Origin of the sequence: Rhodococcus sp. IEGM 1370, assembly GCF_033142325.1 — a bacterium.
GTDB lineage: Bacteria > Actinomycetota > Actinomycetes > Mycobacteriales > Mycobacteriaceae > Rhodococcoides.
In genome coordinates, this window is the sequence record NZ_JAWLRY010000003.1 from 120238 (window position 1) to 134823 (window position 14586).

The window sequence follows — 14586 nt, forward strand, 5'->3', positions numbered from 1 at the left end:
GCGGCCCGCGCTCGGTAAGCCCGGGCCCACCCGCCACAGTAGGGTTGATCCATGCTCCACGAATCCTCCGACGACACGCCTGCCATCGCAGTATGGCCGGGATCCGCTTATCCGCTCGGCGCGACCTACGACGGAGCAGGAACCAATTTCGCACTGTTTTCCGAGGCCGCGGAGGCCGTGGATCTGTGCCTGATCGCCGCTGACGGAACCGAGACCCGCATCCGTTTCGAGGAGTCCGACGGCTACGTCTGGCACGCATATCTGCCCACGGTGGAACCGGGTCAGCGCTACGGCTACCGCGTGCACGGCCCGTGGGATCCGGCAGCCGGGCACCGCTGCGATCCGAGCAAGCTGCTCGTCGATCCGTACGGCAAGGCGTTCGAGGGATCGTTCGACGGCGACCGATCGCTGTTCTCGTACAACATGGACGCGCCGGCTCCCGAACCCGAGGCCGCGGTACCGACCGACGACGAATCCGCGGATTCGCTCGACTCCGAGGCACCGTTCGAGGACACCACCGATCTCACCGATCCCGACGACGAGATCATCGAGGACGCTCCCCTCGCGCACGACGACGCGCCGAACAACGACTTCCCCCAGCACGATTCGCTCGGACACACGATGACCACCGTCGTCATCAATCCCTTCTTCGACTGGCAGGCCGATCGCGCCCCCAAGCGCCCGTACCACGAGACGGTGATCTACGAGGCCCACGTCAAGGGCATGACGATCAACCATCCCGACATCCCCGAAGCCGAGCGCGGCACCTACGCGGGCCTGGCGCATCCGGTGATCATCGACCACCTCAACCACCTCGGTGTCACGGCCATCGAGCTCATGCCGGTGCACCAGTTCATGCAGGACCAGGTTCTGCTGGACAAGGGATTGCGAAACTACTGGGGCTACAACACTTTCGGCTTCCTGGCCCCGCACGCGGAGTACTCCTCACACAAGTCCCCCGGTGCCGCGGTCACCGAGTTCAAGGCCATGGTTCGTTCGTTCCACGCCGCAGGCATCGAAGTGATCCTCGACGTGGTCTACAACCACACCGCCGAGGGCAACCACATGGGCCCGACCATCAGCTTCCGCGGCATCGACAACGCCGCGTACTACCGGCTCGTCGACGGCGACCTCGAGCACTACATGGACTACACCGGAACCGGCAACAGCCTCAATGCGCGACACCCGCACACCCTGCAGCTCATCATGGACTCACTGCGCTACTGGGTCACCGAGATGCACGTGGACGGATTCCGATTCGACCTCGCGTCCACCCTGGCGCGCGAACTGCACGACGTCGATCGCCTGAGCGCGTTCTTCGATCTGGTGCAACAGGATCCGGTCGTCAGCCAGGTGAAGCTCATCGCCGAGCCCTGGGACGTGGGCGAAGGCGGCTACCAGGTCGGCAACTTCCCCGGCCTGTGGACGGAGTGGAACGGCAAGTACCGCGACACCGTGCGCGACTACTGGCGGGGTGAGCCGGCCACGCTGGGCGAGTTCGCGTCGAGGCTGACCGGATCCTCGGATCTGTACGAGGCCACCGGCCGTCGCCCCGGTGCAAGCATCAACTTCGTCATCGCGCACGACGGGTTCACGCTCAACGATCTGGTGTCGTACAACGACAAGCACAACGACGCCAACGGTGAGGACAACAACGACGGCGAGAGCCACAACCGCTCGTGGAACTGCGGCGTGGAAGGCCCGACGGACGATCCGGAGATCCTGGACCTGCGTGCCCGGCAGATCCGCAACATCATGGCGACGTTGCTGCTCAGCCAGGGCACGCCCATGATCGCCCACGGCGACGAGATGGCGCGTACTCAGCAGGGCAACAACAATGTCTACTGCCAGGACTCCGAACTCGCCTGGATGGACTGGTCGTTGGCCGAGAAGAACGCCGAACTGATCGAGTTCACCCGCAACGCCATCTCGCTGCGCGCCGAGCATCCGGTGTTCCGACGTCGACGGTTCTTCGAGGGCCGTCCCATTCGAACCGGCGAGCAGGCCCGAGACATCGCCTGGCTCACCCCGGCGGGCGAGGAGATGACCCCGGAGGACTGGGACAGCGGCTTCGGCAAGTCGCTGACGGTGTTCCTCAACGGTGACGGAATCCCGGAACCGAACCAGCGCGGCGAGCGAGTCGTCGACGACTCGTTCCTGTTGTGCTTCAACGCACATCACGAGACCATCGAGTTCGTGACCCCGGACGGGAACTACGCCAAGGAATGGACGGTGGCGCTGAACACCGCGTCGCGAACCGGGACAAGTGAGAAATCGATCGAAGCGGGTACACCGGTGGAAGTCACCGCTCGTTCCCTGCTCGTTCTACGAAAGACTGCCTGACATATGCCGCTGCCCACCAGTACATACCGGTTACAACTGCGGGGCGATGCCTTCACCCTGGCCGACGCCTCCGACGTGGTCGACTACCTGCACGACCTCGGGGTCACCCACCTGTATCTGTCGCCCATCCTGACTGCGACCGAGGGCTCGACCCACGGCTACGACGTCACCGACACCGCCACGGTCTCGGCCGCACTGGGTGGCCGGGAAGCGTTGACGCAGTTGCATTCTCGTGCAGCAGAGCTGGGCATGGGGATCATCGTCGACATCGTCCCCAACCACGTCGGAGTGGAGGACCCGCGGCAGAACGCATGGTGGTGGGACGTGCTGCGACGCGGCCGTGACTCCGACTACGCGACGTACTTCGACATCGACTTCGGAGCCGACAACGGCGTCGACGGCAAGATCGCCATTCCGGTCCTCGGTAGCGCGAGCGACGTGGGCGAACTGACCGTCGACCGCTCCGAGGACCAGCCTCTGCTCGCGTTCTACGAGCACCGCTTCCCCATCGCCGACGGCACGGACAGCGGCGACGCGCAGGCCGTACACGATCGTCAGGCGTACCGACTGGTGAGCTGGTCCGACGGACTGATCGGGTACCGACGGTTCTTCTCGGTGAACGGTCTGGCAGGAATTCGGCAGGAAGACCTCGACGTCTTCACCGACTCCCATCGCCAGGTGGCCAGTTGGATCGAGGACGGTCTGATCGACGGACTTCGCGTCGACCATCCCGACGGCCTGGCCGACCCGGCCGGCTACCTCACCGAACTACGCGGGCTCCTCGGCCCCGACCGGTGGCTGGTCATCGAGAAGATTCTGGCCGACGGCGAACCGCTGGACGAATCGCTCCCCGTCGACGGCACGACCGGATACGACGCCCTGGCCGCGGTCGGCGGAGTCTTCGTCGATCCCGAGGGCGTGCACGCGCTCACCGCACTGTCTCAGGTGCGCTCGGGCATCGCCTACGACAGCGAGACGCTGCACGAGACGGAACTCGACCTCAAGACCGGTGTCGCCCGCGGCGATCTGTCCCCGGAGGTACGACGCCTCGCCCGGGCGGTCGTTCGCGAGTCCGGCACCACCGTCGAGCTCGAGTCCGTCATCGACGCGATCGTCGCCGTCGTCGCGGCCGTTCCCGTGTACAGGACCGACTACGCACCGCTGGCCCGCGTACTGCCCGGCGTGATCGCGGACATCGGCGAGGAGCAGCCCGAACTGGCAGCCGGCCTCGGTGCGTTGACGACAGCTCTCATCGGCGGTGCCGAATCGCCGGTGCGATTCGATCAGGTGTGCGGTGCCGTCACCGCCAAGGGCGTCGAGGACTGCCTGTTCTACCGCGCCAACCGGCTCATCTCGTTGCAGGAGGTCGGCGGCGATCCCGGCCGATTCGGTTGCAGCACAGAGTTCTTCCATCTCACCAATGCGGACCGCGCGAAGCGATGGCCGGCGGCGATGACCACGCTGTCGACTCACGACACCAAGCGAGGCGAGGACGTGCGAGCGCGCATCGGTGTGCTGTCGCAGACTCCCGAGCTGTGGGCCCGATGCATCACGGATTGGGAGGAACTGACCCCGAGCCCCGACGGCACCACCGGAATGTTCCTGTGGCAGAACCTGTTCGGAGTCTGGCCGGCGGACGGAGTGGTCACGTCCTCGCTGCGTGAACGCGTCCACGCCTACGCGGAGAAGGCGATTCGCGAGGCCGCCCTTCGCACCACGTGGACCGATCCGGACGAGGAATTCGAGTCCGCGGTACACAGCTGGCTCGATGCGATCTTCGACGGTGCGGTCGCCCGTTCGATGTCGATGCTCGTCGAGAAGCTCGCTCCGCACGGTCATTCCGACGCTCTGGGCCAGAAGCTGTTGAATCTGGCCGGGCCCGGCATCCCCGATGTGTACCAGGGCACAGAGCTGTGGGAGGACTCGCTCGTCGACCCCGACAACCGCAGGCCCGTCGACTACTCGGTTCGTCGATCGATGCTCGCCGCGTCGAACCCCGCTGCGCTCTCGGTCGATACGGGTGCCGCCAAGCTCGCCGTCGTTCGCTCCGCCCTGCACGTGCGACGCGAGCGACCCGAGAGTTTCGTCGGCGGAACCTACGCACCCATCGTCGCGGACGGATCCGCAGCCGAGCACCTCGTCGGATTCACACGTGGCCCTCTGCCCGGCAACGCCGACGTGGTGGCGCTGGCCACCCGACTCTCCCTCGGCTTGGCCGAGCAGGGGTGGGGCGAGACAACCGTGACCCTGCCCGACGGTCGCTGGCGCGATCGGCTCACCGACGTCGAACACACCGGCACCGTGTCGGTGGCCGAGGTGTTCGCCTCGCTCCCGGTCGCACTTCTGGTGCGCGACAACGAAGGAACGGTGACACAGTGACGTCTTCCGGAGTGACATCACCGGCAGTGACCTCGGCAGCCGCGACTCGTCGGTTCCAGGTCTGGGCACCGACCCCCGAGACGGTCCGCCTCCAACTCGACGACACGGTGCATCCGATGCAGCGCTCCTCGAACGGGTGGTGGCATGAGGACGTCGAGTGCAGCCCGACGAGTCGTTACGGCTTCCTGCTCGACGACGCAGAGAAGGCGCTCCCGGATCCGCGGTCGCCGCGGCAGCCCGACGGAGTCCACGAGCTGTCCCAGGTCTTCGAGGTCGATCCGACGCTGTGGACCGACGCGGCCTGGACCGGCCGGCAGCTGCCCGGCTCGTCGATCTACGAACTCCATATCGGCACGTTCACCGACGAGGGCACGTTCGATGCGGCCGTCACCAAGCTCGATCATCTCGTCGATCTCGGCGTGACATTCATCGAGATCATGCCGGTCAACGGGTTCAACGGCGTGCACAACTGGGGCTACGACGGTGTTCTCTGGTACACCGTGCACGAGGCGTACGGCGGCCCGGAAGGCTTGCAGCGCTTGGTCGATGCGTGCCACGGCCACGGCATCGGCGTCGTTCTGGACGTGGTCTACAACCACCTCGGCCCGTCCGGCAACTACCTCGACCGCTTCGGCCCGTACATGACCGAGGGTGCCAACAGTTGGGGCCAGGCGATCAACTACGCCGAGGCCGACTCGGGCGAGGTGCGGCGCTACGCCCTCGACAACGCGCTGCGATGGTTCTCCGAGTTCCACATCGACGCGCTGCGACTCGACGCGGTGCACGCGATCGTCGACCACACTGCGATGCACCTCCTCGAACAGCTCTCGATCGAAACCCGAAGCCTCTCCGCTCATCTGGGCCGGCCACTGACCCTGATCGCCGAGAGCGATCTCAACGATCCGATGCTGATCACTGCTCGGTCGGGTGGCGGTTACGGACTCGACGCCCAGTGGGACGACGACATCCACCACGCGATCCACGCCGCAGTCTCCGGTGAGCGGCAGGGTTACTACGGTGATTTCGGTTCACTGCAGGGGCTTGCGAACACGCTGCGGCAGGGCTTCTTTCACGCCGGAACGTACTCGAGTTTCCGCGGTCGCATCCACGGTCGCCCACTGGACACCCGGCGTATCCCGGCCAGTTCCCTGGTGACCTACACGACCACACACGATCAGGTGGGCAACCGCGCGATCGGCGACCGACCGGGCTTCTACCTCTCACCCGGCCAGCTCGCGATCAAGGCCGCCCTGGTGCTGACCTCGCCCTACACTCCGATGCTCTTCATGGGCGAGGAATGGGGAGCGTCGACGCCGTTCCAGTTCTTCACCTCGCACCCCGAGCCCGAGCTGGGCAAGGCCACCGCAGAGGGGCGCAAGGCGGAGTTCGCCGAACACGGTTGGGACAAGAGCGATATCCCCGATCCGCAGGATCCCGAGACGTTCACGCGGTCCAAGCTGAACTGGTCGGAGCTGGGCGACGGCGATCATGGGCGACTGTTGGCCGTCTACCGCGATCTGTTGCGGCTGCGTCGTGACCGGACCGAACTGACCGATCCGTGGCTCGACCACGTGAAGGTGGAGTACGACGAGGACGCGCAGTGGATCGTCGTTCGCCGAGGCCGCATCAGCGTGGTGTGCAACCTGTCCGAATCCGCGGTGACGGTGCCGGTCGGCGGCTCCGCACTGCTCGAGTGGGAGCCGACGACCTCGGACGAGACCGGCTCTGCCACCACGGTTCCCGGTCACTCCGTCGTCGTGCTGGAGTCCTGACGCTTACGTAGATTGACCAGGACGAACACGGCGGTGATCGCCAGCACCACCGCGGTGGCGACGGCCGCGACATGCATGCCCGACACGAACGCAGCATGCGCGGAATCGAGCAGAACCGTCGCCACCGAGTCCGGCAACTCACGAGCCACCGCATCCGCGCCGCCGAGTGTCTCCCCTGCCCTGGCTCCGAGTTCCGGGGTCAACTGGGTGACGTCGATTCCGCGGCGGAAGATGGCCATGACCACGGTGCCGAGTACGGCGACACCCAACGCGATACCCAACTCGTATGCGGTCTCCGACACCGCCGAGGCCGCTCCCGCTCGTTCGGGTTCGACGGAGCTGACGACCAACTCGGAGGTCAGCGTGAGCGCCACACCGACCCCGGCTCCCACCAGGACGAATCCGGCGATGAACAACGCCGGTCCGCTGTCGGTCGCGAGTCCGACCAGGATGCCTGCGCCCGCGGCGGCGACGATCATCGCAACACCCAGAACCGTTCCCGCGCTGAAGTATCGAACCAGGACCGCGACCAGCAGTGAGGTGACGATACTGGCGGCGGTGCCGGGCAGCAGCAACAGTCCGGCTTCGAGTGGGCTGTTGCCGAGCACGAGCTGCAGGTACTGCGAGCCGAAGAACAAGACCCCGGCGAGGGCGAACACCGACAGGAAGTTCGTGGCCACGCCCGTCGAGAACGCCCGGTTGGCGAACAGTCGTAGGTCGATCATCGGGGCGGCAAGAGTCCGCTGCCGACGGACGAACACGTACCCGGCGATGACGCCGACCACCGCGGAGAGCAGGTAGACCACGTCGAATCCGTGTGCCGCAGTCTCTTTCACCGCGAACACCACGGGGACGATGGCAAGCATCGACAGTGCCGAGCTCGTCAGGTCGAAGCGCCCCGGGTTCGGATCCTTGGACTCGGGGATGACCAGGGGCCCGAGCGCGATCAGCACGATCATCACGGGGATGTTGATGAGGAACACCGATCCCCACCAGTAATGCTCGAGCAGCCAGCCGCCCACGAGCGGGCCTGCGGCGGCACCGCCGCCTGCCATCGCGCCCCACACGCCGATCGCGGCGACGCGTTGACGCGGGTTCAGGAAGATGGTCCTGATCAGGCCGAGAGTCGCGGGCATCAGAGTTGCGCCGGAGATGCCCTGCAGCACCCGGGCGGCGATGAGCATCTCGGCGCTGGTCGACACCGCGGCGACGAGCGAGGCGAGACCGAAGCCCGCTGCTCCGATCAGCAGCAGTCGACGACGACCGATTCGATCGCCGAGCGTGCCCATGGTGATGAGCAGGCCGGCCAGGACGAACGAGTAGACGTCGATGATCCACAGCAGCTGGTTGCTGGTGGGTGCCAGATCCGCGCTGACGAACGGCAGGGCGAGATCGAGGACGGTGCCGTCCACAGCGATGAGCAGCACCGCGAAGGCAAGCACCACCAACCCGAGCCAATCTCGGGGGCCGGCCCGATGCTCGGACGCTCCGTCGACCTCGTGCACCGAACCGGTGCGCACGTCACTCACCACGATCTCCTACGTTCTGCGCTCGGCGACCGTACAGGCCGGCCGAAGCGACGACACGTACCGACCGTCCAGCCGGTACAGTGATCGAGAGTACCGCGAACCGTCCAGCCGGTAAAGTGACTTTCATGTCATCGGACACCCGCGACCGAATACTCGACGCACTCGAATCGATGCTGATCGAACACGGCATGACCAAAGTGACCCTCGACAGTGTCGCCGCCGCCGCAGGCGTCTCCAAGGGCGGCCTGCTCTATCACTTCAAGACCAAGGACGCGCTGATTGCCGCCATGGTGCGACGACTCGGTGCCCAAGCCGACAAGCAACGCGCCGACGCCGCAGCAGGCGGTACCTCGGTGGCCGAGTGGTATCTGCAACCACCCGACTCCATCTCCGAGAAGGAGATCGCGCTGTATCGATCGACCCTGGCCGCGTTGCGCAGCGTCGACGGTAATTCCGGCGAGGTGCAGGACGCCGTCACAGAGATGATGCGGTTGTGGGACGAGGGTCTGCGCACCGAGATCGACGATCCGGTTCAGGCCGAGATCATCCGACTCGTCGGCGACGGCATCTACCTCGGAGCCCTTCTCGATCTCCCGGGCGTGGACCCCGACCTGCATCGACGGGTGGTCGATCGCCTCCTCGGCCGGTAACTCCGCGGGTAGGTCCGGTGCGCCGACTCAGGTCAGGTAGCGGTACACCGGAGAGCCCGGCTCCAGCTGCTCGACGTGCAGGTGCGAATCCCGCATACGTTCGAGCAGCGGGCTCAATCCGGCCGCCGACCCGAGTTCGACGCCCACCAGAGCCGCACCGGTCTCGCGGTTGTTGCGCTTGACGTACTCGAACAGCGTGATGTCGTCCTCGGGGCCGAGCACCTCGTCGAGGAATCGGCGCAGCGCCCCGGGTTCCTGTGGGAAATCGACCAGGAAGTAGTGCTTGAGCCCCAGGTGGACCAGAGAGCGCTCGAGGATTTCGCCGTAACGGGAGACGTCGTTGTTACCACCCGAGACCAGGCACACGACGGTACTGCCAGGGGCGATGTCGAGGTGCTCGAGCGCAGCCACCGCGAGTGCGCCCGCGGGCTCGGCGATGACGCCCTCGTTCTGGTAGAGCGCCAGCATCGCCGTGCAGATCGCGCCCTCGTCGATCTGCGTGATCAGGAACGCGCCCGGGCCCGCACTGTTGAACACCGGCGCAGTGAGCAGCGGCAGCGAGGCATGCGAGACCACACTCGCTCCCAGCGACCGCAGCGCGGCGTACGGCACGTCTCCGATGCGGCGGACGGCTGCTCCGTCGACAAACGGATCGATGTCGGCGAGCGTCACCGGACCACCGGCGATCAGTGCGGCGGTCATCGACGCGGCTCCGGACGGCTCGACGCCGACCAGTGAGGTCTGCGGTGCTCGCTCGCGCAGGTAGCTCGAGATGCCCGCGATGCATCCGCCGCCGCCGACCGGCATCACGACGACATCCGGCGCGCCGCCGAGCTGGTCGACGATCTCGGCGGCGATGGTGCCCTGGCCGGCCACGGTTCGGGGGTCGTCGAACGGCGGCACCATCGTGGCACCGGTACGAGCGACATCCTCGGCAGCGGCGGCAGCCGCCGCGTCGAACGTGTCGCCGATGACGATGAGATCGACGAACTCCCCACCGTGCACCCGGATGCGGTCACGCTTCTGCTTCGGGGTGTTGGCCGGGACGTAGATCCTCCCCCGCACCTGCATCGTGCGGCATGCGAATGCGACGCCCTGCGCATGGTTCCCGGCGCTCGCCGTCACCACGCCCACGGCGAGCTCGGCGTCCGTCAGCTGATCCATCAGGTTGTATGCCCCGCGAATCTTGTACGACCGCACGATCTGCAGGTCCTCGCGCTTGAGGTAGACCTTCGCGCCCGTCTCCGCAGACAGCCGCTCGCACAGCTGCAGGGGTGTCGCGGCCACCACCGAAGAAATTCGCACCGCAGCGGCATCGATGTCGGCAGCGGTGACGGCTACCGACGATGAGTGCTGGGAGGCGAGTTCAGGGGATGAAGACACCAGGACATGCTGCCACCAGCGTGGAACGGTTGCCCATCCGGGACCGTTCCACGCTGGACACCGGGTCGTTCCGCAGGCTCGACTCCGGAACGCCGGCCACGGCGACTCAGGCGCGCGAGAGAACCAGAACCGGTATCTCGCGGTCGGTCTTCTTCTGGTAGTCAGCGTAGTCGGGGTACGCGGCAACCGAGCGTTCCCACCACACGGCCTTCTCGTCGCCGGTCACTTCACGTGCGATGTAGTCGTGCTTCTCGGGACCGTCCTGCAGCTCGACCAGTGGCTCGGCCTTGACGTTGTGGTACCAGACGGGGTGTTTCGGTGCGCCGCCGAGGGAGGCGACGATGGCGTACTCGCCGTCGTGTTCGACCCTCATCAACGGCGACTTGCGGAGCTTGCCGCTCTTGTTGCCCTTCGTGGTCAGCAGCACGACCGGCATGCCGTTCATCATCGTGCCTTCGGTTCCGCCGGAGTTCTCGTACAGCTCGGCCTGCTCGCGGGCCCAGTCGGATGAACTCGGTTCGTATTCTCCTGTCAATGGCATGGCTTTCAGTCAACACCCACCGACGTGGCGACGCCAGGAGATCGCCAACAATGCCAGTCCGGAGGGCAAGTTCGGTAGACCGAATCTTTTGTTGGGTATAGTCTGAACTTCCCGCAGCGGAGACCCGAATCTGCCGGTGGCACCAGAGGAGAACGCGATGACCTACACGAGCACCCAGGTGAGCCGTCGACCCGCTCCTACCCTGCGCACCACGGACGTGGCAGGCACCGCGTGGCCGGTATACAAGCTCGAAGCCATCGCACTCGGATTTCTCGTGTTCGCCGCGACCCTCGTCATCGCAGGCTCGCTGCAGGCAGCCGTGCTGGCCGGCGCAGCGGTCGCCGTAGTCGCCTGGTGGACGCTGCGGCTGACCGAGCTGGGTTCGACCGCGCCGGCGTCAGCCCGTCAGGCAGCCCGGCCCCAGTAGCGCCTTCAGGTCGCCCATCAACGCCGAGGTCGGCGTCACCCTCAGGCTGTCGTCCAGCTTCATCGTGGTGATCTTGTCGCCGCTGACCAGCCGCAGATGGACGTCCGAGGTCCCGGGGTGACTGATCAACACCCGCTTGAGCGCGCCGACCTTGTCGGCGGTGCACAGTCGCGTCGGTAGACTCACTGCGAGCGGCTTGTCGATACCGATGGCCGAAAGATCGGGCACCGCAAGGTCGTTCGCGATCAAGGAAACTCGGTCGTCACGCACCGAAACCCGACCCTTGACCAGCACCACCGAGTCCTCGGTGACATCGGCACCGAACACCGAGTACGCCTGTGGGAAGAACAGCACCTCGATACCACCGGCCAGGTCCTCGAGCTGAGCCGACGCCCACGTCAGACCGTTCTTGTTGATCCGACGGTTCACCGAGGCCAGAATGCCGCCGACGGTGACCTGGGTGCCGTCCTTGATGTCACCCTCGAGGATGGTCGGGATGTTGCAGTCGGACTTCGCCGCCAGCATGTGCTCGACGCCCAGGAGCGGGTGGCCCGAGACATAGAGACCGAGCATCTCGCGCTCGAGGGCGAGCCGATGCTTGGATTCCCACTCCTCGTCCGGCACCCGGACGTTGAACACCGCGGAGATCGACTCGTCGGCGTCCTCGCCGCCGAACAGGTCGAACTGGCCGATCGCCTCGGCCTTCTTGGTACCCATCACCGCGTCGATCGCATCGGCGTGAATGAGCATCAGACCTTTGCGCGGATGATCGAGCGAGTCGAAAGCACCTGCCTTGATGAGGGATTCGGTGACCTTCTTGCTGCACGCGATCGCGTCGATCTTGCCGAGGTAGTCGGAGAAGTCGGTGTACTTCGACTTCTCCGATCGCGCCCTGATGATCGACGCGACCACATTGGTACCGACATTGCGGACAGCGCCGAGACCGAACCGGATGTCCTTGCCCACCGACGCGAAGTTGAGTTCGGACTCGTTGACGTCCGGTGGCAGCACCGTGATACCGAGCTTGCGACAGTCGGCGAGGTAGATCGCGGCCTTGTCCTTGTCGTCGCCGACGCTGGTGAGCAGGCCTGCCATGTACTCGGCCGGGTAGTTGGCCTTGAGGTATGCCGTCCAGTACGACACCAGGCCGTAGCCCGCGGAGTGAGACTTGTTGAACGCGTAGCCCGCGAAGGGCAGCACGGTGTCCCACAGCGCCTTGATGGCCGCCTCGGAGAAGTCGTTGTCCAACATGCCCTGCCGGAACCCGGCGTAGGCCTTCTCCAGCTCGGAGAGCTTCTTCTTGCCCATGGCTCGACGCAGCAGGTCGGCCTGACCGAGCGTGTAGCCGGCCACCTTCTGCGCGAGCTGCATGATCTGCTCCTGGTAGACCACCAGGCCGTACGTCTCGCCGAGAATCACCTTGAGCGGCTCTTCGAGCTCCGGGTGAATCGGCTTGACCTCTTGCCTACCGTTCTTGCGGTCGGCGTAATCGTTGTGCGAGTTCATGCCCATCGGACCCGGCCGGTACAGGGCCAGGACGGCGACGATGTCCTCGAAACCGGTGGGCTGCATACGGCGGAGCAGATCACGCATGGCGCTGCCGTCGAGCTGGAAGACGCCGAGAGTGTCTCCGCGAGAGAGCAGGTCGAAGGTCGCCGGGTCGTCGAGCGGGAGAGCGTCGAGGTCGATCTCGATGCCGCGGTTGGCCTTGATGTTGTCGATGGCGTCACCGATGACGGTGAGGTTTCGCAGACCAAGGAAGTCCATCTTGAGCAGGCCGATGGCCTCGCACGACGGGTAGTCCCAGCCGGTGATGATCGCGCCGTCCTGCGCGCGCTTCCACACCGGGATGGCATCGGTGAGCGGCTCGGAGGACATGATGACCGCGCAGGCGTGCACGCCTGCATTGCGAATCAGGCCTTCGAGTCCCTTGGCCGTCTTGTAGATGGTCGCGACGTCGGGGTTGGAGTCGATCAGCGCTCGAACCTCGACGGCTTCCTTGTAGCGCTCGTGCGCGGGGTCGGTGATGCCGGCCACCGAGATGTCCTTGGCCATGATGGGCGGCGGCAGCGCCTTGGTGATCTGATCGGCGATTCCGAAGCCGGGCTGGCCGAACTGCACTCGTGCGGAGTCCTTGATGGCGGCCTTGGTCTTGATGGTGCCGAACGTGATCACCTGGGCCACTCGATCGCTGCCCCACTTCTCGGTGGCGTAGCGGACCATCTCACCGCGGCGACGATCATCGAAGTCGATATCGATATCGGGCATCGACACACGCTCGGGGTTGAGGAATCGCTCGAACAGCAGACCGTGCGGCAGTGGGTCGATGTTGGTGATGCCCATGGCGTACGCGACCAACGATCCGGCTGCGGATCCTCGGCCGGGCCCGACGCGGATGCCGACGGCCTTGGCGTGGTTGATCAGGTCGCCGACCACGAGGAAGTAGGCCGGGAAGCCCATCTCGAGGATGACCTTGATCTCGTACTCCGCGCGCGCGAGGTAGTCCTCGGCCGGTCCGTCGGGGAACCGACGCTCGAGCCCGGTCATGACCTCGTGGCGCAACCACGTGCCCTGAGTGTGGCCCTCGGGTACGGGGAAGATCGGCATCCGGTCGCGGTGCGCCCACACCTCGTCGTACGGCTGCACTCGCTCGGCGATGAGCAGGGTGCTGTCGCAGGCACCGGGCACCTGATCGTCCCAGAGCTCGCGCATCTCGGCGGCGGACTTCAGGTAGTAGCCGTCACCGTCGAACTTGAAGCGAGTGGGATCGCTGAGCGTCTTACCGGTCTGGATGCACAGCAGCGCCTCGTGGTTCTCGGCGGCATCCTTGGTGACGTAGTGGCAGTCGTTGGTGGCCAGCGGCGGAATCGAGAGCTTCTTGCCGATGTCGAGCAGGCCTTCGCGGACACGCCGCTCGATGGACAGGCCGTGATCCATCAGTTCGAGAAAGAAGTTCTCCGGGCCCCAGATCTCGCGCCACTTGGCGGCGGCCTCGAGCGCCTCACGCTCCTGGCCGAGTCGCAACCGAGTCTGCACCTCGCCCGACGGGCAGCCGGTGGTGGCGATGATGCCCTCGGCGTGCGAGGCGATGATCTCCTCGTCCATCCGGGCCCACTTGCCCAGCTGACCCTCGATGGAGGCGAGCGAGGACAGCTTGAACAGGTTGCGGACCCCGGTGGCGTTCTCGGCGACCATCGTCATGTGCGTGTAAGCACCGCTACCGGAGACGTCGTCGGACTTCTGACTGCGGTCACCCCACAGCACGCGCTTCTTGTTGAACCGGGACTCGGGGGCAATGTAGGCCTCGATGCCGATGATCGGCTTGATTCCGGCCTTCTTGGCCTCGTTGTAGAACTCGCTGGCCCCGTACATGTTGCCGTGGTCGGTCATGCCGACTGCCGTCATCTCCAACCGTGCTGCCTCGGCGAACATCGCGCCGATCTTGGCGGCACCGTCGAGCATCGAATATTCGGTGTGGTTGTGCAGATGAACGAACGAATCGGCCACGAAGGTTCTCTCCTGAAGGTCGAGCGTCGGCGAAGAAACGAGCCGCGAACGTACT

Annotated in this window: 9 protein-coding genes; 5 read left to right on the forward strand and 4 right to left on the reverse strand. The window is 65.7% G+C overall.

Going from position 1 to position 14586, the window contains the following annotated elements; translation table 11 throughout:
• Positions 1–51: 51 nt before the first annotated feature.
• From glgX to treZ, 3 genes are read left to right on the forward strand one after another with little or no spacing between them, the layout of a single operon-like run.
• Positions 52–2343 (forward strand): glycogen debranching protein GlgX, encoded by a 2292-nt coding sequence (gene glgX / locus R4P47_RS06965; RefSeq protein WP_317784361.1) that lies wholly within the window; start codon positions 52–54, stop codon positions 2341–2343.
• A gap of 3 nt (positions 2344–2346) precedes the next feature.
• On the forward strand, positions 2347–4722 hold the full coding sequence (treY, locus tag R4P47_RS06970) for a malto-oligosyltrehalose synthase (protein WP_317784362.1): 2376 nt from the start codon (positions 2347–2349) through the stop codon (positions 4720–4722).
• A gap of 26 nt (positions 4723–4748) precedes the next feature.
• Complete coding sequence (gene treZ / locus R4P47_RS06975) at positions 4749–6494, forward strand: malto-oligosyltrehalose trehalohydrolase (protein WP_317784489.1); 1746 nt, start codon at positions 4749–4751, stop codon at positions 6492–6494.
• Here the strand turns inward: treZ and R4P47_RS06980 are convergent.
• A complete protein-coding gene (locus R4P47_RS06980) occupies positions 6467–8023 on the reverse strand; it encodes an MFS transporter (protein WP_411567309.1) in 1557 nt (518 codons plus the stop codon). The two genes, treZ and R4P47_RS06980, sit on opposite strands and share 28 nt — an antisense overlap.
• Positions 8024–8148: 125 nt before the next feature.
• On the opposite strand from R4P47_RS06980, the gene R4P47_RS06985 reads away from it, so the two are divergent.
• Positions 8149–8673: a TetR/AcrR family transcriptional regulator gene (locus tag R4P47_RS06985; protein WP_317784363.1), complete on the forward strand. Its 525-nt coding sequence runs from the start codon at positions 8149–8151 to the stop codon at positions 8671–8673.
• Between the two features lie 27 nt (positions 8674–8700).
• On the opposite strand, the gene ilvA is transcribed toward R4P47_RS06985, so the two are convergent.
• Together ilvA and R4P47_RS06995 are read right to left on the reverse strand one after the other, a co-directional pair.
• Complete coding sequence (ilvA, locus tag R4P47_RS06990; RefSeq protein ID WP_317784364.1) at positions 8701–10056, reverse strand: threonine ammonia-lyase IlvA; 1356 nt, start codon at positions 10054–10056, stop codon at positions 8701–8703.
• A 106-nt stretch (positions 10057–10162) separates the two neighbouring features.
• On the reverse strand, positions 10163–10597 hold the full coding sequence (locus R4P47_RS06995) for a nitroreductase family deazaflavin-dependent oxidoreductase (RefSeq protein ID WP_269593913.1): 435 nt from the start codon (positions 10595–10597) through the stop codon (positions 10163–10165).
• A gap of 157 nt (positions 10598–10754) precedes the next feature.
• On the opposite strand from R4P47_RS06995, the gene R4P47_RS07000 reads away from it, so the two are divergent.
• Positions 10755–11024 (forward strand): hypothetical protein, encoded by a 270-nt coding sequence (locus tag R4P47_RS07000; protein ID WP_317784365.1) that lies wholly within the window; start codon positions 10755–10757, stop codon positions 11022–11024.
• On the opposite strand, the gene dnaE is transcribed toward R4P47_RS07000, so the two are convergent.
• On the reverse strand, positions 10995–14531 hold the full coding sequence (gene dnaE / locus R4P47_RS07005; RefSeq protein ID WP_317784366.1) for a DNA polymerase III subunit alpha: 3537 nt from the start codon (positions 14529–14531) through the stop codon (positions 10995–10997). The two genes, R4P47_RS07000 and dnaE, sit on opposite strands and share 30 nt — an antisense overlap.
• Between the last annotated feature and the right edge of the window lie 55 nt (positions 14532–14586).

Coding starts and splice junctions, on each gene's coding strand:
- glgX (WP_317784361.1), top strand. CDS start 52: ATGCTCCACGAATCCTCCGACGACACGCCTGCCATCGCAGTATGGCCG.
- treY (WP_317784362.1), top strand. CDS start 2,347: ATGCCGCTGCCCACCAGTACATACCGGTTACAACTGCGGGGCGATGCC.
- R4P47_RS06985 (WP_317784363.1), top strand. CDS start 8,149: ATGTCATCGGACACCCGCGACCGAATACTCGACGCACTCGAATCGATG.
- R4P47_RS06995 (WP_269593913.1), bottom strand. CDS start 10,597: ATGCCATTGACAGGAGAATACGAACCGAGTTCATCCGACTGGGCCCGC.
- R4P47_RS07000 (WP_317784365.1), top strand. CDS start 10,755: ATGACCTACACGAGCACCCAGGTGAGCCGTCGACCCGCTCCTACCCTG.